A 19,066-nucleotide genomic window follows, 5' to 3' on the forward strand; every position below is an offset into this window, starting at 1 on the left:
TCCTCCAATTAATTATGTTGTTTGTGTTTGTTTTGGAACTGCAGTAGTTTGAGATTGTGATGTTTGTTTTTCTAACTTTTTCATTGGTCTAATGAAAATAAAGTAACTCATAAACCATACACCTAAAATCATAGAACCTAGTGCAATCCAGCCTTTCCAAGACATAATAGCTGTTTCTACTAAGCCATTACCAATTGAACAACCACCTGCTACTGAGGCACCGAATCCCATGCAAATACCACCAATAGCACTATTACGAATCGTCTTCTTATCAGGTAATCGCCATTTGAATTCACGTGATCCTCTAGCAGCGATATATGACCCTAAAAAGATACCTAATATTAATAGTACACCCCAATCTATTAACTGAGTATCTCCTGTAATTAAAAACGTAATTAAGTTTGCTGATGGTGTTGTGATGCCTAAACCATAATCTCTACCAGTTGACATACTCATCGGCCAAGCAATTAATGCTATCAAACCAACTGCTATACCAGCTACAAATGGGTGGTATCGTTTTTCAAATAAATAATGTCTCAAGCCACTATATTTTTGCTTAAGCTTTGGAACCGCAAATTTGGGTTTAGGTTTGCGTAACGTTTTAGTTACAAAAATAATCGTGATGATCGTTAATATTAAAGTAAATACCCACATTGGAATACCCGTTGTCTGAGACATATTGGCATTGATATTTGTAGGTTGATTTATCCACGTCATCACTGGAAGTAGCACACCTGTTTTAGTAATTGCCGCAGTTACTGCATATAACACGAGTGCTACCCAACTTCCAATTAAACCTTCTCCAGCACGATACCATGTACCTGTAGCACAGCCTCCTGCTAATACAATACCTATTCCAAATATAAACGCACCAATGATGGTACCAATAATTGGAAATGTACTATCAGGTATTGAAATAAGATTTAACCCAGTTAAGATCAGTAGTCCTATACTTTGGACTGTAATAGCTACTAATAAAGCATAAAACATTTTGTTATTTTTTTGAACATACATGTCTCTAAAGCCACCAGCTAGGCAAAAACGTGTACGTTGCATAACAAACCCTAATAATATTCCAACGATAAGACCACTAATAATCATCCATATCACTATTAATTCATCCTTTCCCGATTTTTTTACTAAGGTATTATAATCAATTGTACTAAATTTGGCAACTTCTTAAAATAAAATGCTTCTAGCGATTTTTCACATGACCTATAAATTATTGCATTTGATTCACTCAATGTTGGCAAAATAAAAACGGGAGTGGAACAGAATTCTTTTGAATTCGTGGTCCACTCCCAGCTTGCTTTGCTTGTAGAATTTCTAAGTGAAATTCTCTTTGTTGGGGCCCCGACTCCCAACTTGCTTTGCTTGTAGAATTTCTAAGTGAAATTCTCTTTGTTGGGGCCCCTGACTAGAACTGAGAATAGCTTGATTTAAGCGCCTTATCAGTTCAGTCAGCTACTGTGAATTTGCTAAATAGCATTATTATATTATTTATGTCCCAGAGTGCTGTAATAAAAGTGACATTATTTAATTGGAATAATTTTTCATGAAGAATAGCAATGATTGCAATTCTATACCTAAGTCAATATGATGAACTTGTACAGTATTAGGTACTTCTATTCTACTTGGTGTGAAATTTAAAATACCATTAATATTTGCTTCAATTAACTCATTTGCCACACGTTGCGCTACACTTTCTGGCGTCGTTAAAATAACAACATTAATATCTTTGTCAGCAAGAACTTGTTTTAAGTCGTTCATATGATGAACAGTCACATCACCAATCTTATTTCCGACAATGTGCTCATCAACATCAAAAGCCTCTGTAATGGTCATTTCATCGTGAATTGAAAAGTTATACGTTAAAAGTGCTCTACCTAAATTACCAACACCTACCAATGCAATGTGTATATTATCGCTATCACTAAGTGTCGTTTTAAAGAATTCTAATAAACTATCTATATTGTAACCGTAACCTTTTTTCCCTAATTCTCCAAAATATGAGAAATCTCTACGAATGGTTGCTGATTCAATATTTAATGCCTCGCTAATCGCTTTTGAATTCACTCTGTCTATGCCTTTTGATTTTAACGTGTTAACGAATCTGTAATATAAAGGTAATCGTTTCAAAGTTGCCCGTGGAATTTTAGATTTATTTTGAGCCATTTAAAATGCCCCCCTTTCGTTTGAATTTTATAATCTATGTATCCAAACTATTTTGAGTGCTATACGTTTTAAATTTTTTTAAATTTTCTTATGTCCTATTATGAATACTGGAATATTATACCTTAACGCATTTTAAAAATAAATAACTTAGTTTCAAGAAACTAAGTAATACGGTAAAATATAGAGTAATATACAACTTAATTTCGAGTAATAAACTTACAAATAGAAAGGTGAAACCTGAATGATACTCTTGCAATTAAATGACATTTCGAAATCATTTGATGGTGATGATATTTTCACACGTGTGAATTTCGAAGTAAAGACAGGCGAACGAATCGGAGTCGTAGGTCGTAACGGTGCTGGAAAATCAACCTTAATGAAAATTATTGCCGGTGTTGAAGATTACGACAGCGGCCATATTTCTAAAATTAAAAATTTACGAATGGGTTACCTGACCCAACAAATGACGCTTAATTCATCCGCTTCAGTGTTTGAAGAAATGTCTAAACCATTTGAACATCTCAAAAAGATGGAACGCTTAATTAAAGAAGAAACGAACTGGCTCGCTGATCATGCATCTGACTATGATTCTGATGCCTATCAACAACATATGGAACGTTATGAATCATTAACCAATCAATTTGAACAACTCGATGGTTATCAATATGAAAGTAAAATCAAAACAGTTCTACATGGTCTAAATTTTAACGAAGATGATTTTGATAAACCTATTAACGATTTTAGTGGTGGTCAAAAAACACGATTATCATTAGCGCAAATGTTATTGAATGAGCCAGATTTATTACTATTAGACGAACCTACAAACCATTTAGATTTAGAAACAACAAAGTGGTTAGAAGATTATTTAAAATACTTCAAAGGTGCCATCGTCATCATCAGTCACGATAGATACTTCTTAGACAAGATTGTCACGCAAATCTATGATGTATCACTTGGTGATGTTAAACGATATGTAGGCAATTACGAGCAATTTATCGAGCAACGTGATAAGTATTATGAAAGTCGCATGCAAGAATATGAACGTCAACAAGATGAAATTAAGCGATTGGAAACCTTTGTAGAAAAGAATATTACACGCGCCTCAACAAGTGGTATGGCGAAAAGTCGTCGCAAAACATTAGAAAAAATGGAACGTATCGACAAACCAATGTTAGACGCAAGAAGTGCCAATATTCAATTTGGTTTCGATCGAAATACAGGAAATGACGTGATGCACATTCGCAATCTTGAAATTGGTTATGATGCGCCTATAACATCTCCAATTAACATAGAAGTCACGAAAGGCGATCATATCGCAATCATAGGTCCTAATGGTGTAGGTAAAACGACGCTAATTAAAACAATCGCACAACGACAAGATCAATTAGACGGCAATATTACCTTTGGTGCTAATCTACAAATTGGTTACTATGATCAAAAGCAAGCAGAATTTAAATCCAACAAAACAATTCTCGACTATGTTTGGGATCAATATCCAACTATGAATGAAAAAGACATACGCGCTGTATTAGGACGTTTCTTATTTGTACAAGATGATGTTAAAAAAATTATTAACGATTTATCTGGTGGCGAAAAAGCACGATTACAATTAGCACTCCTAATGTTACAACGAGATAACGTCTTAATCCTTGATGAACCTACAAACCATTTAGATATTGATTCTAAAGAAATGCTTGAACAAGCATTAAAAGATTTTGAAGGAACGATTCTATTCGTTTCACATGATCGATACTTTATTAATCAATTAGCTAATAAAGTCTTTGATTTAAATATAGATGGCGGTCAGATGTATCTTGGAGATTATCAATATTATATTGAGAAAACAGAAGAAGCAGCTGCATTAGAGGCATTTGAAAATGAACGTAATGATGATAGCAAGAATGATGTTTCCAATCAAAACGTAAACAATAACACCATCAATACGTATGATTCACAAAAACAACAACGCCGTGAGCAACGTAAATTAGAACGACTCATTGAAGAATGTGAATCTAAAATTGAATCCTATGAAAATGAAATCACTCAAATTGATGAACAACTGACGCAACCTGATGTATTTAATAATCCTGAAAAAGCTTCATCATTAGCGAATCAAAAACAAGAAACCGAACAGAAATTAGAACAAGTTATGACCGAATGGGAAAATTTACAAGAAAATATTTAAAACGCATTAATCTTAAAATAGCTAGAAAGTATTTTATAACTTTTTAGCTATTTTTTTGAATCAATTTTAATAAAAAGTTATAAACAGTTAAAATGCGATAATACCAACTATCCACAAAGTTATCCTACTTATCCACAAGGTATTTTTGATTCATTTACCATTTTTTTACACAAAATTAATCTGCTATCCACATTGTTAAGAACCTTTTATCCACAACTTATGCACTTAATGTTGATAAGTACAAATGTTCCCTATTGACCTTTATCAAATGATGTTTCATCAAAAATAAAACCTCTTATAACATAAGCATTACAATGCTAACGTTCATAAGAGGATTCTTATCGTAAAATAAATTTTAAAATCATTTAAGCATCTATTGTTGCTTCTTCTATGTCCATGTTATTTTCACCATTTAAATCTAAATGAGCTGTAACGCCTGCTTGATAATAGTAGTATGCCGCTGCGCCGATCATTGCTGCATTATCCGTACATAATTTAGGACTTGGAATAGATAAATGGATATTATTTGCTTCACATAAATGTTGTAAACGTTGACGAAGTCCTTTGTTACTTGCAACGCCTCCAGCAACGATAAGTCTATTCACATTATATGCCTTACATGCATTCATCGCTTTAGTGCTTAATACGTCTACGACACTATTTTGAAAACTAGTTGCCACATTTTCTTTAACAATCGTTTCATTTTTTTGTCTTAAATTATGCAGTTTGTTGATTACAGCACTTTTCAAACCACTAAAACTGAAATCATAACTATCTTTTTCTAACCATACTCTTGGAAAATCATACGTATCTTGACCTTGTTGTGCTAATTTGTCAATTTGTGGTCCACCCGGATATGGTAAATCAATTGTTCGTGCCACTTTATCATAGGCTTCACCCACTGCATCGTCTCTTGTCTCCCCAATTACTTCAAAATGCATATGAGATTTCATATACACGAGTTCAGTGTGACCTCCAGATACGATTAACGCGATTAAAGGAAATGTTAATGGTTCTTCTAAATGATTAGCGTAAATATGACCAGCAATATGGTGTACAGGAATAAGCGGTTTATCATAAGCAAAGGCTAGTGCTTTTGCTGCATTAATACCAATCAGCAATGCCCCAATTAAACCTGGCCCTTGAGTTACAGCTATTGCATCTATATCATGCATCGTTTTGTTTGCAGATATTAGCGCTTCATCAATAGTTGTTGTAATACCTTCCACATGATGGCGACTGGCAACCTCTGGCACAACACCTCCAAAACGCTTATGACTCTCAATTTGACTAAGTACAATATTGGATAAAATTGTGTTGCCATCCTTAATGACACTTACACTTGTTTCATCACAACTTGTTTCAATTGCTAATATTAATGTTTCTTTATTCATTTAAGTTCACCCACATAACCATTGCATCCTCGCCTTCTCCATAATAATTTTTACGTTTACCACCAAATTGAAATCCCAAATTAGTATAAACGTGTTGTGCTATGACATTATCAACTCTAACTTCTAAACTCATTACTTCACATGTATGCTTAGCATAATCCATGACATATTTTAACAATAATTGTCCCAGCCCATATCCTCTGTAATCTTTACGAATAGCTATCGTTGTTATTTGAGCCTGATCAATAACAATCCATAGCCCTAGATATCCGATAATTTCATTTTCAAAAAGAATTACAAAATATTTAGCAAAGTTATTTTCATTTAATTCATGATAAAATGCATCTATCGTCCATGAACTATCATTAAAACTGTCACGTTCTATATCAAATACATTAGGAACATCATCGACTTGCATCGCTCTAATTGTTAATTCTGATTCTGTTGGTTTAGCCAATTTCTTTCTGCCTCTGATAATTTAATATAATTTGGAACAAATGTATGAATATCTTCACTTTCAGTTAAAAGTGGTTTCATTGCAGGTGCATGTGGTAAGTGACTTTGTATTTCTCCATCAAGGTAGTTTGATAATTTATCAGCATCTTTACCAATATAGACAAATGGCTGTTTGAAATCAGTCAAGTGTTGTTTTAATTCTTGAATTGGTAAATATTGATCTTCTAAAATTGTCTTTAATTTTCCTTCTTCATATTGATAAACACCTGTATAAACCGCTTCTCGACGTGCATCAATAATAGGAACCAATAATCTTTGGTCGCTTTCATCCATTGTGGCAGCTAATGCTAATAAAGACGATACGCCATATAATTTTGCATTTAATGCATATGCTAACGTTTTAGCAGTTGTAACACCAATTCTTACACCTGTATATGAACCTGGCCCCTTAGCAACTACAATACCATCAATCTCGCTTTTATCAATTTTCGCTTCTTCAAATAAATGTTGAATACCAGGCATAAGTTGACTAGAATGATCTTTCTTATTTTCGGTAGTCATTTCAGACAATACGGCATGATCTTGCATGATTGCGATTGACATCGGTTGATTTGATGTATCAATCAGTAATAAATTCACTTTCAACTTCCTCCTTAACGTTCAAATAATGTGTCCCTATGCCATTTAATTCAATCGTTCTTTGTGTTTCGTTAACAGTATCTATATTAATGATTAATCGTTCTTCAGGTAATAAATCATAAATAAATTGACTCCACTCAATAACAGTGATGCCTTCATCTTGAAAATATTCTTCAAAACCTAAGTCCTCATCTGAATCTTCCAAACGATAGCAGTCCATATGATGTAGCTTTAAATGACTACCTCTATAAGATTTTATAATATTAAATGTCGGAGAATTAATATTACGTTTAACACCTAAATGTTTACCTATAAATTGAGTTAGCGTTGTTTTACCTGCACCAAGATCACCATTTAATAAAATGACATCACCAGGCTTTAAGTGTCGAACTAACACATTAGCGAATTGATCTAATTCATCCAAGTTATTAATCGTTATCATTAGTCCCACTCTCTCTACTTATTTTATTAACTAATTTCTATTGCTATATTTTTGATTTTAAATGGCTTAATTTTCCTAACACAATTGAATTAAGCCATAACAATTTAACTTAATAAGTATAACAAATTCCACTAGCAATTTCCCTATAAGGAACATAAATTTGAAAAAGGATTGATGTTAGAAAATTCTTAAAAATTATATTGACTTAATAAACACTGTGTAGTAAATTAAGTTTATCGAATTTTTAAACAATTCTAACTATTTAAATATAACCATTCAAGGAAGGAGTATATTAAAATGACTACAATGACACATCAAGCATATAATCCAACTGACAATTTAATTATTTTATTATACTCTCAAGGGCTGGAACTTTAGTATCTTTCAATTACTAAATGTTTAAGTCCTATTTCTCATTGAATGGGACTTGTAGACGTCCCAATCACAAATTGGGACGTCTTTTTATGTGTAACAAACTTAATGTGTTTTATGGGGGAATTATTTATGAGAAGTGACATGATAAAAAAAGGTGATCAACAAGCACCTGCTCGAAGTCTTTTACACGCCACGGGCGCACTGAAAAATCCAACAGATATGAATAAACCTTTCGTAGCGATTTGTAATTCTTATATCGATATTGTACCTGGACATGTCCATTTAAGAGAACTGGCTGACATCGCGAAAGAAGCAATACGTGAGGCAGGCGCTATTCCTTTTGAATTTAATACGATTGGTGTCGATGACGGTATCGCTATGGGACATATCGGAATGCGATACTCACTCCCTTCTCGAGAACTTATTGCAGATGCTGCTGAAACTGTTATTAATGCGCACTGGTTCGATGGTGTATTTTACATTCCTAATTGCGACAAAATCACACCTGGTATGATATTAGCTGCCGTAAGAACCAATGTACCAGCAATATTCTGTTCAGGTGGCCCTATGAAAGCTGGATTATCTGCTCAAGGGAAAGCATTAACATTATCATCCATGTTTGAAGCAGTTGGTGCTTTTAAAGAAGGGAAACTTTCGAAAGAAGCATTTCTAGATATGGAACAAAATGCTTGCCCTACTTGTGGCTCATGCGCAGGCATGTTTACAGCAAATTCAATGAATTGCCTAATGGAAGTGTTAGGTTTAGCACTACCTTATAACGGTACAGCTTTAGCAGTTAGTGAGCAAAGAAGAGAAATGATTCGTGAAGCGGCCTTTAAATTAGTTGATAATATTAAAAAGGATATTAAGCCACTTGATATTGTGACTAGAGAAGCAATTGACGATGCATTCGCACTAGACATGGCAATGGGTGGTTCCACTAACACGGTATTACATACTTTAGCGATAGCAAATGAAGCTGGCATTGATTATGACTTAGAGCGTATCAATGAAATTGCTAAGAGAACGCCTTATTTATCTAAGATTGCACCAAGTTCATCATATTCAATGCACGATGTACACGAAGCTGGTGGTTGTCCAGCTATCATAAATGAATTAATGAAAAAAGAAGGCACTCTACACCCAGATAGACTTACAGTGACTGGACAAACGCTCCGTGAAAATAATGAAGGTAAAGAGATTAAAAACTTTGAGGTCATTCACTCACTCGACAATCCATATGATAAACAAGGTGGGCTCTCTATCTTATTTGGAAATATTGCGCCTAAAGGTGCGGTAATTAAAGTTGGTGGTGTTGACCCTTCTATCAAAACATTCACTGGTAAAGCGATATGTTTCAACTCACATGATGAAGCAGTCGAGGCCATTGATAACAAAATCGTTCGTGAAGGTCACGTCGTTGTTATACGTTACGAAGGACCTAAAGGAGGACCAGGAATGCCTGAAATGTTAGCACCTACCTCTTCAATTGTAGGTAGAGGATTAGGTAAAGACGTTGCATTAATTACTGATGGTAGATTTTCTGGAGCAACAAGAGGTATTGCTGCTGGACATATTTCACCAGAAGCCGCATCAGGTGGTCCTATTGGCCTCATTATAGACGGTGATGAAATCACGATTGATTTAATCAATCGCACTTTAGATGTTAATCAAACTGCAGAAGAACTTGATCAACGCAAAAAAGCACTCCAACCTTTTAAAGCTAAAGTAAAATCAGGTTATCTAGCGAGATATACCGCTTTGGTTACGAGTGCGAACACTGGTGGCATAATGCAAGTTCCCGAAAATCTTATCTAACTAGAGGAGTTGTTCATCATGGCAAATAAAATGGAAAGTAACGTCGTTAGTTCATCAACTACGACACATTCAAATCAATCTAATCTGAAAGCAGACGTCAATAGTAACGAGAATCAAACACTAAGAGCTGGCTCAGAACTTTTAGTTGAAGCACTATTACATGAAGATGTTGACTTTATTTTCGGCTACCCTGGTGGTGCAGTTTTACCTTTATACGACACGTTTTATGATGGTAAAATTAAACACATTTTGGCAAGACATGAGCAAGGTGCGACACATGCTGCTGAAGGCTATGCTAGAGTATCTGGCAAAACTGGTGTAGTCGTAGTTACAAGTGGTCCTGGCGCTACAAATGCAATTACCGGTATTACAGATGCTTATTGTGATTCCCTCCCCTTGGTGGTGTTCACAGGACAAGTAGCAACGCCAGGTATTGGTAAAGATGCCTTTCAAGAGGCAGATTTACTTTCTATGACAACACCAATCACGAAGGCGAATTTCCAAGTTAAAAATGTAAACGATATTCCTAGAATTATTCATGAAGCATTTTACTTAGCTAATTCAGGTCGTAAAGGCCCAGTCGTTATAGATTTTCCTAAAGATATGGGTGTATTAAAAACAACTGCACCACTGGTAAGTGACGTGAATTTACCAGCCTATAAAGTTACTGAAGAACCACAAAATGAAGACATTGATCAATTAGTTCATTATTTATCTAAGGCCAAACAACCAGTAGTCTTAGCGGGTGCAGGGATAAATCATTCGCAATCCAACGATTTATTAACACAGTTTGTAACGAAACATCAAATTCCAGTAGTGACTACACTATTAGGCTTAGGTGCGATTCCATACGATAATCCATTATTTCTAGGTATGGGTGGTATGCATGGATCTTACGCTAGCAATATGGCTTTAACTGAATGTGATTTATTAATTAATTTGGGTAGTCGATTCGATGATAGACTTGCAAGCAAACCGGATGAATTTGCACCCAATGCTATTGTTGTTCATGTGGATATTGATGAATCGGAAATCAATAAAGTGATTGCCACTGATTTAGGAATTGTGGCTGATTGTAAACAGGTATTGGAATCTTTGTCTCATAAGTTTAAAAATGAAACTTCTCATGATGAATGGGTTCAACATTGCCTTGAAAATAAAAGCAAACATCCTTTTAAATATACAGTGGCTGATGACACATTTTGTAAGCCCCAAGAGGCGATTGAATATATTGGGCAAATTACACACGGTGAAGCCATCGTTACTACTGATGTTGGACAACATCAAATGTGGGCGGCTCAATTCTATCCTTTCAAACATCATGGTCAATGGGTTACAAGTGGCGGATTAGGTACGATGGGCTTCGGTATTCCCTCTGCGATTGGTGCTCAATTAGCTGAACCCGACAAAACCGTTATCTGTTTCGTTGGTGATGGTGGGTTCCAAATGACGAATCAGGAAATGGCATTACTTCCTGAATACGGACTTAATGTAAAGATCGTTCTTATTAATAACGGAACCTTAGGTATGGTCAAACAGTGGCAAGACAAATTCTTTAACCACCGATTCTCTCATTCCGTATTTAATGATCAACCTGACTTCATGAAAATGGCGGAAGCTTATGGTGTCAAAGGTTACTTAATTGATCATCCCGATAAATTAACAGCGACACTTGATGAAGCATTTAATTATCAAGGGCCTGCATTAATTGAAGTTAGAATCTCACCTACCGAACCAGTTAATCCTATGATTCCAAGTGGCAAAGCGAACCATGAAATGGAGGGATTAGAATGAAACGCGTTTTACAGTTAAAAGTCACAGACCAAGTAAGTACGTTAAATAGAATCACTAGCGCCTTTGTTCGACTACAATATAATATAAACGAACTGACAGTTAAGCCATCAGAAGAAAACGGCATTTCTGATATGCAAATTATTGCTGATATTGAAGATGAAGCAATTTTTAAAATATTAGTAGCCAAATTACAAAAACAAGTCAGTGTATTAGAAGTTCAAGTTATCAACCAGCAATAAAGTAAATTCTAGATTGATGCGCTAGTACAAATAAACAAAACATGACTAACATCACATTTTATAGATATTAGTATATCTATAATTTTAAGAATATTCAAAATATTGAAATTTTAAATTTTTGGAGGAATGTATTATGACTAAAGTTTATTATGATCAATCAGTTGAGAAAGATGCATTACAAGGTAAAAAAATCGCAATTGTAGGTTACGGTTCACAAGGACATGCACATGCACAAAATCTTAAAGACAATGGCTACGACGTTATTGTAGGTATCCGCCCTGGTCATTCTTTTGACAAAGCTAAAGAAGACGGATTTGATGTGTATCCAGTCGCAGAAGCCGTTAAACAAGCTGATGTCATCATGGTGTTATTACCAGATGAAATTCAAGGCAATGTATATAAAAACGAAATTGAACCTAATTTAGAAGCAGGAAATGCCTTAGCATTTGCACATGGATTTAACATTCACTTTGAAGTTATCAAACCACCGAAAGATGTCGATGTCTTCCTAGTAGCACCTAAAGGACCTGGTCACTTAGTAAGACGTACGTTCGTTGAAGGAACTGCAGTGCCGGCATTATTCGGTGTACAACAAGATGCTACTGGTCAAGCACGCGATATTTCTTTAAGTTACGCAAAAGGTATTGGTGCTACGCGTGCGGGTGTCATTGAAACAACATTTAAAGAAGAAACAGAAACTGATTTATTCGGTGAGCAAGCTGTACTTTGTGGTGGTATCCATAAATTAATCCAAAGTGGTTTTGAAACACTTGTTGAAGCGGGTTATCAAAAAGAATTAGCTTATTTCGAAGTATTACACGAAATGAAATTAATTGTTGATTTAATGTATGAAGGCGGCATGGAAAACGTACGTTATTCAATCTCAAACACTGCAGAATATGGAGACTATGTTTCAGGGCCTAGAATCATTACACCGGATGTCAAAGATAATATGAAAGCTGTATTAAAAGATATTCAAAATGGTAATTTTGCAAATAGTTTTGTTAAAGATAATGAAAATGGCTTTAAAGAATTTTATAAATTACGCGAACAACAACACGGTCATGAAATTGAAGCTGTTGGTCGTGAATTAAGAAAAATGATGCCATTCATTAAATCTAAAAGCATTCAAAAATAATAGCTAAGGGGTTGTTAAAGATGGAAAGCCATATTCAAATTTTCGATACGACTTTAAGAGATGGTGAACAAACACCAGGCGTTAATTTCTCTTTTGATGAAAGATTAAAGATAGCTAAACAGTTAGAGACATGGGGTGTAGATATACTAGAAGCTGGGTTTCCCGCTTCTAGTACTGGTAGTTTTAAGTCTGTTCAAGCAATTTCAAATACATTAACTCAAACAGCTGTATGTGGATTAGCGCGTTGTAAGAAATCAGATATTGATGCTGTTTATGAGGCTACGAAAGATGCTGTAAAACCAGTTATTCATGTGTTTATAGCTACCTCACCTATTCATTTAACGCATAAACTCAAATTGACTCAAGAACAAGTATTGGAATCAATTAAAGAACATGTCACGTATGCTAAACAATACTTCGATGTCGTTCAATTTTCACCAGAGGATGCGACTAGAACAGAATCAGATTTCTTAATCAAATGTGTACAAATGGCAGTTGACTCTGGTGCAACGATAATTAATATTCCAGACACTGTTGGTTACAGTTATCCAAATGAATATGGTCAAATTTTTAAAACCTTATTTGAGCACATCAAGACGAACCAAGACATTATTTATAGTGCACATTGTCATGACGATTTAGGAATGGCAGTTGCAAATAGCTTAGCTGCAATTGAAAATGGTGCTACTCGAATAGAAGGAACAGTTAACGGCATTGGTGAACGCGCAGGCAATACTGCGCTAGAAGAATTATCGTTAGCGCTATATGTACGAAAAGACCATTATGGTAATGAAACGCGATTAAATCTATCAGAAACCAAAAATACATCCGACATTATATCACGCTATGCTGGTATACGTGTACCAAGAAATAAAGCCATTGTGGGTCAAAATGCTTTCAGTCATGAATCTGGTATTCATCAAGATGGCGTTCTAAAAAATCCAGAAACATATGAAATTATGACACCACAACTTGTTGGTATACGTAAAAATGATTTACCGCTTGGCAAATTATCAGGTAAACACGCTTTTGCTGAAAAATTAAAATCATTAGGATATGATATTGAACCTCAAAATCAAGTTGACTTATTTAAACAATTTAAAGCTATAGCTGATAAAAAGAAAAGTGTTACAGATCGTGATATACACGCACTGATTCAAGGTTCTGAACATGAACAAAATGCAATATATCAAGTCGAAACACTGCAATTACAATTTGTGTCAAACGGTTTACAAAGTGCTGTCGTCGTTATCAAAGATAAACATGGTAAGTTATATCAAGATTCAAGTATTGGTACGGGGTCAATTGTGGCTATATATAATGCAGTCGATCGAATTTTCAAGCATAAGAGTGAACTCATTGAATATCGAATTGATTCAGTCACTGAAGGTACTGATGCTCAAGCTGAAGTTCATGTGTCATTAAATATAGAGGGTCATCCCGTTAATGGTATCGGTATTGACCATGATGTATTATATGCCTCTTGCAAAGCATATGTAGAAGCGCATGCAAAATATGCGAATGAAATTCAAAATAAGGAGCGTAATCATCATGCCTTTTAATATAGTAGCTTTACCCGGTGATGGCATAGGTCCAGAAATATTAAGTGGAACGTTAGAACTATTAGAACAAATAAGTAAAAAATATCAATTTGAGTATCAGTTGAAGTCGTATGACTTTGGTGGTGCAGCCATAGATTCGCAGGGTGTTCCCCTTCCAGATGATACTTTAGAAGCGTGTAAAAATGCAGATGCAATTTTACTGGGAGCTGTAGGTGGTCCACAATGGATAAACCCTAATAATAGACCTGAACAAGGCTTATTGGCATTACGGAAATCATTAGGATTATTTGCTAACATACGTCCTACTAAAGTTACAGACGGTACAAGCCACTTCTCTCCAATTAAAGAAGAACGTGTCAAAGGAACTGATCTTATTATAGTAAGAGAGTTAACTAGCGGATTATATTTCGGTCAACCTCGGCATCTTGATGACCTTAGTGCATTAGATTCATTAACATACACTAAAGATGAAATTCAACGTATTGCGAAGGTTGCATTTGAATTAGCATTAAATCGAAAGAAAAAATTAACATCAGTTGATAAAGAAAATGTACTAGCTTCGAGTAAGCTTTGGCGTCAAACAATCGATGAAGTTAGCTTGGATTATCCAGAAGTAGAAGTAAACCATTTATTAGTTGATGCGTGTAGTATGCACTTAATTACGCGACCTACCGATTTCGACGTAATTGTAACCGAAAATTTATTTGGAGATATTTTAAGTGATGAAGCTTCTACTATACCTGGTTCTCTAGGTTTATCCCCTTCTGCTAGTTTTAGTTTAGAAGGGCCAAGATTATATGAGCCTATTCATGGTTCAGCACCTGATATTGCAAATCAAAATATAGCTAATCCATTTGGTATGGTTCTTTCTTTAGCAATGTGTTTGCGTGAAAGCTTTAACTTTGAAGATGCCGCATCAGAACTAGAACAATTGGTATATCAGTTAATTAAAGACGGAAAAACAACACCAGATTTAAATGGTCAATATACTACGTCAGATATTTTTAACGAACTGAAAAAGAATTATGAATAAGGAGGAGTACTTTTATGGGACAAACGTTATTCGATAAAGTTTGGAATAAACATGTTTTAACCGGTAATGAAGGTGAACCTCAATTATTATATATAGATTTGCACTTAATTCATGAAGTGACTTCTCCTCAAGCTTTCGAAGGATTGAGACTACAGAACCGTAAATTAAGACGTCCTGATTTAACATTCGCAACGTTAGATCACAATGTTCCTACCATTGATATTTTTAATATTAAAGATGAAATTGCAAATAAACAAATCACAACTCTTCAAAAAAATGCAAAAGCATTTGGCGTTCATCTCTTTGACATGGGTTCAGACGAACAAGGTATTGTTCATATGGTTGGTCCAGAAACTGGTCTTACTCAACCAGGAAAAACAATTGTCTGTGGTGATTCACATACTGCTACACATGGTGCTTTTGGTGCAATCGCCTTTGGCATAGGAACAAGTGAAGTAGAACATGTATTTGCTACTCAAACGCTTTGGCAAACGAAACCTAAAAACTTAAAAATAGATGTCACAGGTCAACTACCAAAAGGTGTCTACGCCAAAGATATTATTTTGTATCTTATTAGTAAATATGGGGTGGATTTTGGCACAGGCTATGCTATAGAGTTTACGGGTGAAACAATCAAAGCGTTATCCATGGAAGCTAGAATGACGATTTGCAATATGGCTATAGAAGCTGGCGCTAAATATGGGTTAATGCAACCAGATGAAACAACATTCGATTACGTCAAAGGTAGAAAGTATGCTCAAAATTTTGAACGTTCTATTCAAGATTGGCGTAAATTATATACTGATGAGGACGCTCAATTTGATAAAGTTATTCAACTTGATGTCACACATCTCGAACCTCAAGTGACATGGGGCACAAATCCAGAAATGGGTGTTAGTTTTAATACACCTTTTCCACAAATTAAAAATATTAATGATGAGCGTGCCTACCAATATATGGGGCTTAAACCAGGCCAAAAAGCAGAAGATATTGATTTAGGTTATGTCTTCTTAGGTTCTTGTACAAATGCAAGACTATCGGATTTAATAGAAGCTAGTCACATCGTTAAAGGTAATCAAGTTCACCCTAAGATTACTGCAATCGTTGTACCAGGCTCTCGATCTGTTAAAAAAGAAGCTGAAGCGTTAGGTTTAGATAAAATCTTCAAAGAGGCTGGATTCCAATGGAGAGAACCTGGTTGCTCAATGTGTTTAGGTATGAATCCTGACCAAGTACCAGAGGGCATTCATTGTGCTTCTACAAGTAATCGTAACTTTGAAGGAAGACAAGGTAAAGGTGCGAGAACGCATCTTGTGTCCCCTGCTATGGCAGCTGCTGCCGCTATCAAAGGAAAATTTGTAGATGTTAGAAAGGTGGTTGTTTAACAATGGATATTCAACCTATTACAACCTACACAGGTAAAGTTGTACCATTATTTAACGACAATATAGATACCGATCAAATTATTCCTAAAGCTCATCTTAAACGCATTACTAAAAGTGGATTTGGACCATTTGCGTTTGATGAATGGCGATATCTACCAGACGGTTCAGATAATCCAGATTTTAATCCAAACAAACCTGAATATGCAGGTGCTTCTATTTTAATAACTGGAGATAATTTTGGTTGTGGCTCAAGTCGAGAACATGCTGCATGGGCTTTAAAAGATTATGGATTTAATATTATTATAGCTGGAAGTTTTAGTGACATCTTTTATATGAATTGTACAAAAAATGGCATGCTACCGATAACTTTGAATGAAGATGAAAGAAAATATTTAGCATCTCAGAAAGAAATTACAGTGGATTTACCACAACAGACAGTTTCAGCAAATAATAAATCATTCAAATTTAAAATCGATGAAACATGGAAACATAAATTAGTAAATGGTCTAGATGATATCGCCATTACATTGGCGTATGAAGATTTAATAGAACAATATGAAAATAAAAATAAAGGTTGAGATACTATGACTGTAAAGACAACAGTAAATGCTAAAGATGTAGATAATGCATATTTACGAATTAAAGATGTTGTTAAAGAGACACCTCTACAATATGATCTCTATCTTTCGCAAAAATATGATTGTAACGTCTATTTAAAAAGAGAAGATTTACAGTGGGTACGTTCATTTAAACTTAGAGGTGCATATAATGCCATTTCGGTATTAACTGATGAGGCTAAAGAAAAAGGTATTACATGTGCCAGTGCCGGAAATCATGCTCAAGGTGTGGCATATACTGCTAAGGCACTAAATTTACAAGCAGTCATATTTATGCCAGTGACTACACCTCTTCAAAAAGTTAATCAAGTTAAATTTTTTGGTTCAAAAAATGTTAAAATCGTGCTAACTGGAGACACCTTTGATGATTGTTTAAAAGAAGCTTTAGCATATACTAAACAAAATCATATGACCTTCATTGATCCTTTTAATAACGTCAACACAATCGCTGGTCAAGGCACCCTTGCAAAAGAAATTTTGAATCAGTCAAATCATGATGCTATCACTTTTGACTATTTATTCGCTGCAATTGGTGGTGGCGGTTTGATTTCAGGTATAAGTACGTATTTAAATCAATATAGCCCACAAACTAAAATAATTGGTGTTGAACCTACTGGCGCTAGCAGCATGTATGAATCAGTAGTTGTACAAAATAAAGTTGTTACACTCGACCATATTGATAAATTTGTAGATGGTGCTTCTGTAGCACGTGTAGGTGATATCACGTTTAATATTGCTAAGCAATATGTTGACGACTTTATTCAAGTAGATGAAGGAGCAGTCTGTTCAACTATCTTAGATATGTACTCAAAACAAGCCATCGTTGCAGAACCAGCAGGTGCATTAAGTGTAGCAGCATTAGAGAATTATAAAAAAGAAATTCGAGGTAAGACCGTAGTATGCGTCATTAGTGGTGGTAATAACGATATTAATCGTATGAAAGAAATCGAAGAGCGTTCATTACTTTATGAGGAAATGAAACATTACTTTATACTTAACTTTCCTCAACGTCCTGGTGCACTCAAAGAATTTGTAAATGATGTTTTAGGACCACAAGATGATATTACTAAGTTTGAATACTTAAAGAAAACTTCTCAAAATACGGGTACTGTTATTATTGGCATTCAGCTTAAAAATCATGATGACCTTAATCAACTCAAATCTAATGTTCATAATTTTGATCCATCAAATATTTATATTAATGAAAACAAGATGCTGTATTCACTTTTAATTTAATGATATAACACTCCCATTGATCTGTATGGGAGTGTTATTTGTGTACATTTAGTTCAACACAAGCGTTCGCATCTTTCTTCCTTTTCTAAAATTGCTTGCTCTTTTAGCTCTACTAAACTCGCTTCTCAATTTTCTCAACTCATCAGCTTCAAACGCTTTCTCTTCGTAAAGCCGTATACATTTATATCATTAAACCTTCGGTTTGATTTTTTAAGCATAAAAAAAGAGACCTTACGGTCTCATTACTTTGCCTGGCAACGTCCTACTCTAGCGGAACGTAAATCAGCTACCATCGGCGCTAAGAACCTTACTTTACTTCGAGGCAAGCGTTCGCATCTTTCTTCTTTTTCTAAAATTGTTTGCTCTTTTAGCTCTACTAAACTCGCTTCTCAATTTTCTCAACTCATCAGCTTCAAACGCTTTCTCTTCGTAAAGCCGATATACATTTATATCATTAAACCTTCGGTTTGATTTTTTTAGCATAAAAAAAGAGACCTTACGGTCTCATTACTTTGCCTGACAACGTCCTACTCTAGCGGAACGTAAATCCAACTACCATCGGCGCTAAGGAGCTTAAC

16 protein-coding genes are annotated in these 19,066 nt (G+C 35.0%); 10 read left to right on the forward strand and 6 right to left on the reverse strand.

All coding sequences use genetic code 11. From position 1 onward, the window contains the following. Window positions 1-12: 12 nt before the first annotated feature. Complete coding sequence (locus tag AK212_RS09435; protein ID WP_053030430.1) at window positions 13-1,110, reverse strand: YeeE/YedE family protein; 1,098 nt, start codon at window positions 1,108-1,110, stop codon at window positions 13-15. Window positions 1,111-1,536: 426 nt separating this feature from the next. Further along, window positions 1,537-2,175, reverse strand: coding sequence for a redox-sensing transcriptional repressor Rex (locus AK212_RS09440; RefSeq protein ID WP_053030433.1), 639 nt, complete (start codon window positions 2,173-2,175; stop codon window positions 1,537-1,539). Between the two features lie 241 nt (window positions 2,176-2,416). Between AK212_RS09440 and AK212_RS09445 the strand changes: the two genes are divergently transcribed. Beyond that, window positions 2,417-4,360, forward strand: a complete 1,944-nt coding sequence (locus AK212_RS09445) for an ABC-F family ATP-binding cassette domain-containing protein (protein ID WP_053030435.1) — start codon at window positions 2,417-2,419, stop codon at window positions 4,358-4,360. A gap of 365 nt (window positions 4,361-4,725) precedes the next feature. Here AK212_RS09445 and tsaD read toward each other — a convergent pair whose 3' ends face one another. From tsaD to tsaE, 4 genes are read right to left on the reverse strand one after another with little or no spacing between them, the layout of a single operon-like run. Beyond that, on the reverse strand, window positions 4,726-5,754 hold the full coding sequence (gene tsaD, locus AK212_RS09450; protein WP_053030437.1) for a tRNA (adenosine(37)-N6)-threonylcarbamoyltransferase complex transferase subunit TsaD: 1,029 nt from the start codon (window positions 5,752-5,754) through the stop codon (window positions 4,726-4,728). Continuing rightward, entirely contained in the window at window positions 5,747-6,211 is a 465-nt protein-coding gene (gene rimI, locus AK212_RS09455) for a ribosomal protein S18-alanine N-acetyltransferase (protein WP_053030439.1), read from the reverse strand. The genes tsaD and rimI overlap by 8 nt, the downstream gene beginning before the upstream one ends. Continuing rightward, window positions 6,184-6,849, reverse strand: coding sequence for a tRNA (adenosine(37)-N6)-threonylcarbamoyltransferase complex dimerization subunit type 1 TsaB (gene tsaB, locus AK212_RS09460; protein WP_053030441.1), 666 nt, complete (start codon window positions 6,847-6,849; stop codon window positions 6,184-6,186). The genes rimI and tsaB overlap by 28 nt, the downstream gene beginning before the upstream one ends. Next, window positions 6,830-7,291: a tRNA (adenosine(37)-N6)-threonylcarbamoyltransferase complex ATPase subunit type 1 TsaE gene (gene tsaE / locus AK212_RS09465; protein ID WP_053030443.1), complete on the reverse strand. Its 462-nt coding sequence runs from the start codon at window positions 7,289-7,291 to the stop codon at window positions 6,830-6,832. Before tsaE ends, tsaB begins: the two co-directional genes overlap by 20 nt. Before the next feature lie 504 nt (window positions 7,292-7,795). Between tsaE and ilvD the strand changes: the two genes are divergently transcribed. The 9 genes from ilvD (at window position 7,796) to ilvA (ending at window position 18,488) form a co-directional block, all read left to right on the forward strand. Further along, on the forward strand, window positions 7,796-9,484 hold the full coding sequence (gene ilvD / locus AK212_RS09470; protein WP_053030445.1) for a dihydroxy-acid dehydratase: 1,689 nt from the start codon (window positions 7,796-7,798) through the stop codon (window positions 9,482-9,484). Window positions 9,485-9,502: 18 nt separating this feature from the next. After that, on the forward strand, window positions 9,503-11,278 hold the full coding sequence (gene ilvB / locus AK212_RS09475; RefSeq protein WP_053030450.1) for a biosynthetic-type acetolactate synthase large subunit: 1,776 nt from the start codon (window positions 9,503-9,505) through the stop codon (window positions 11,276-11,278). Then, window positions 11,275-11,517 (forward strand): ACT domain-containing protein, encoded by a 243-nt coding sequence (locus AK212_RS09480; protein ID WP_053030452.1) that lies wholly within the window; start codon window positions 11,275-11,277, stop codon window positions 11,515-11,517. Before ilvB ends, AK212_RS09480 begins: the two co-directional genes overlap by 4 nt. A gap of 133 nt (window positions 11,518-11,650) precedes the next feature. After that, window positions 11,651-12,655 (forward strand): ketol-acid reductoisomerase, encoded by a 1,005-nt coding sequence (gene ilvC, locus AK212_RS09485; protein ID WP_053030454.1) that lies wholly within the window; start codon window positions 11,651-11,653, stop codon window positions 12,653-12,655. Window positions 12,656-12,675: 20 nt separating this feature from the next. After that, entirely contained in the window at window positions 12,676-14,217 is a 1,542-nt protein-coding gene (locus AK212_RS09490) for a 2-isopropylmalate synthase (protein WP_053030456.1), read from the forward strand. Continuing rightward, window positions 14,207-15,250 (forward strand): 3-isopropylmalate dehydrogenase, encoded by a 1,044-nt coding sequence (leuB, locus tag AK212_RS09495; protein ID WP_053030459.1) that lies wholly within the window; start codon window positions 14,207-14,209, stop codon window positions 15,248-15,250. The genes AK212_RS09490 and leuB overlap by 11 nt, the downstream gene beginning before the upstream one ends. Before the next feature lie 14 nt (window positions 15,251-15,264). Continuing rightward, window positions 15,265-16,635 (forward strand): 3-isopropylmalate dehydratase large subunit, encoded by a 1,371-nt coding sequence (gene leuC / locus AK212_RS09500; protein ID WP_053030461.1) that lies wholly within the window; start codon window positions 15,265-15,267, stop codon window positions 16,633-16,635. A 2-nt stretch (window positions 16,636-16,637) separates the two neighbouring features. Beyond that, window positions 16,638-17,213, forward strand: coding sequence for a 3-isopropylmalate dehydratase small subunit (gene leuD / locus AK212_RS09505; RefSeq protein WP_053030463.1), 576 nt, complete (start codon window positions 16,638-16,640; stop codon window positions 17,211-17,213). A 6-nt stretch (window positions 17,214-17,219) separates the two neighbouring features. Next, window positions 17,220-18,488 carry a threonine ammonia-lyase IlvA gene (ilvA, locus tag AK212_RS09510; RefSeq protein ID WP_053030465.1) on the forward strand — a complete coding sequence of 423 codons (1,269 nt, stop codon included), beginning with the start codon at window positions 17,220-17,222 and terminating at the stop codon, window positions 18,486-18,488. Window positions 18,489-19,066 lie beyond the last annotated feature (578 nt).

Origin of the sequence: Staphylococcus borealis, assembly GCF_001224225.1 — a bacterium.
In the GTDB taxonomy this organism is placed as follows: Bacteria; Bacillota; Bacilli; order Staphylococcales; family Staphylococcaceae; genus Staphylococcus; species Staphylococcus borealis.

Excerpts from the sequence above, each read along its gene's own strand:
- AK212_RS09440 (WP_053030433.1), bottom strand. The coding sequence starts at position 2,175 with ATGGCTCAAAATAAATCTAAAATTCCACGGGCAACTTTGAAACGATTA.
- AK212_RS09445 (WP_053030435.1), top strand. The coding sequence starts at position 2,417 with ATGATACTCTTGCAATTAAATGACATTTCGAAATCATTTGATGGTGAT.
- tsaD (WP_053030437.1), bottom strand. The coding sequence starts at position 5,754 with ATGAATAAAGAAACATTAATATTAGCAATTGAAACAAGTTGTGATGAA.
- tsaE (WP_053030443.1), bottom strand. The coding sequence starts at position 7,291 with ATGATAACGATTAATAACTTGGATGAATTAGATCAATTCGCTAATGTG.
- ilvD (WP_053030445.1), top strand. The coding sequence starts at position 7,796 with ATGAGAAGTGACATGATAAAAAAAGGTGATCAACAAGCACCTGCTCGA.
- ilvB (WP_053030450.1), top strand. The coding sequence starts at position 9,503 with ATGGCAAATAAAATGGAAAGTAACGTCGTTAGTTCATCAACTACGACA.
- AK212_RS09480 (WP_053030452.1), top strand. The coding sequence starts at position 11,275 with ATGAAACGCGTTTTACAGTTAAAAGTCACAGACCAAGTAAGTACGTTA.
- ilvC (WP_053030454.1), top strand. The coding sequence starts at position 11,651 with ATGACTAAAGTTTATTATGATCAATCAGTTGAGAAAGATGCATTACAA.
- AK212_RS09490 (WP_053030456.1), top strand. The coding sequence starts at position 12,676 with ATGGAAAGCCATATTCAAATTTTCGATACGACTTTAAGAGATGGTGAA.
- leuB (WP_053030459.1), top strand. The coding sequence starts at position 14,207 with ATGCCTTTTAATATAGTAGCTTTACCCGGTGATGGCATAGGTCCAGAA.
- leuC (WP_053030461.1), top strand. The coding sequence starts at position 15,265 with ATGGGACAAACGTTATTCGATAAAGTTTGGAATAAACATGTTTTAACC.
- leuD (WP_053030463.1), top strand. The coding sequence starts at position 16,638 with ATGGATATTCAACCTATTACAACCTACACAGGTAAAGTTGTACCATTA.
- ilvA (WP_053030465.1), top strand. The coding sequence starts at position 17,220 with ATGACTGTAAAGACAACAGTAAATGCTAAAGATGTAGATAATGCATAT.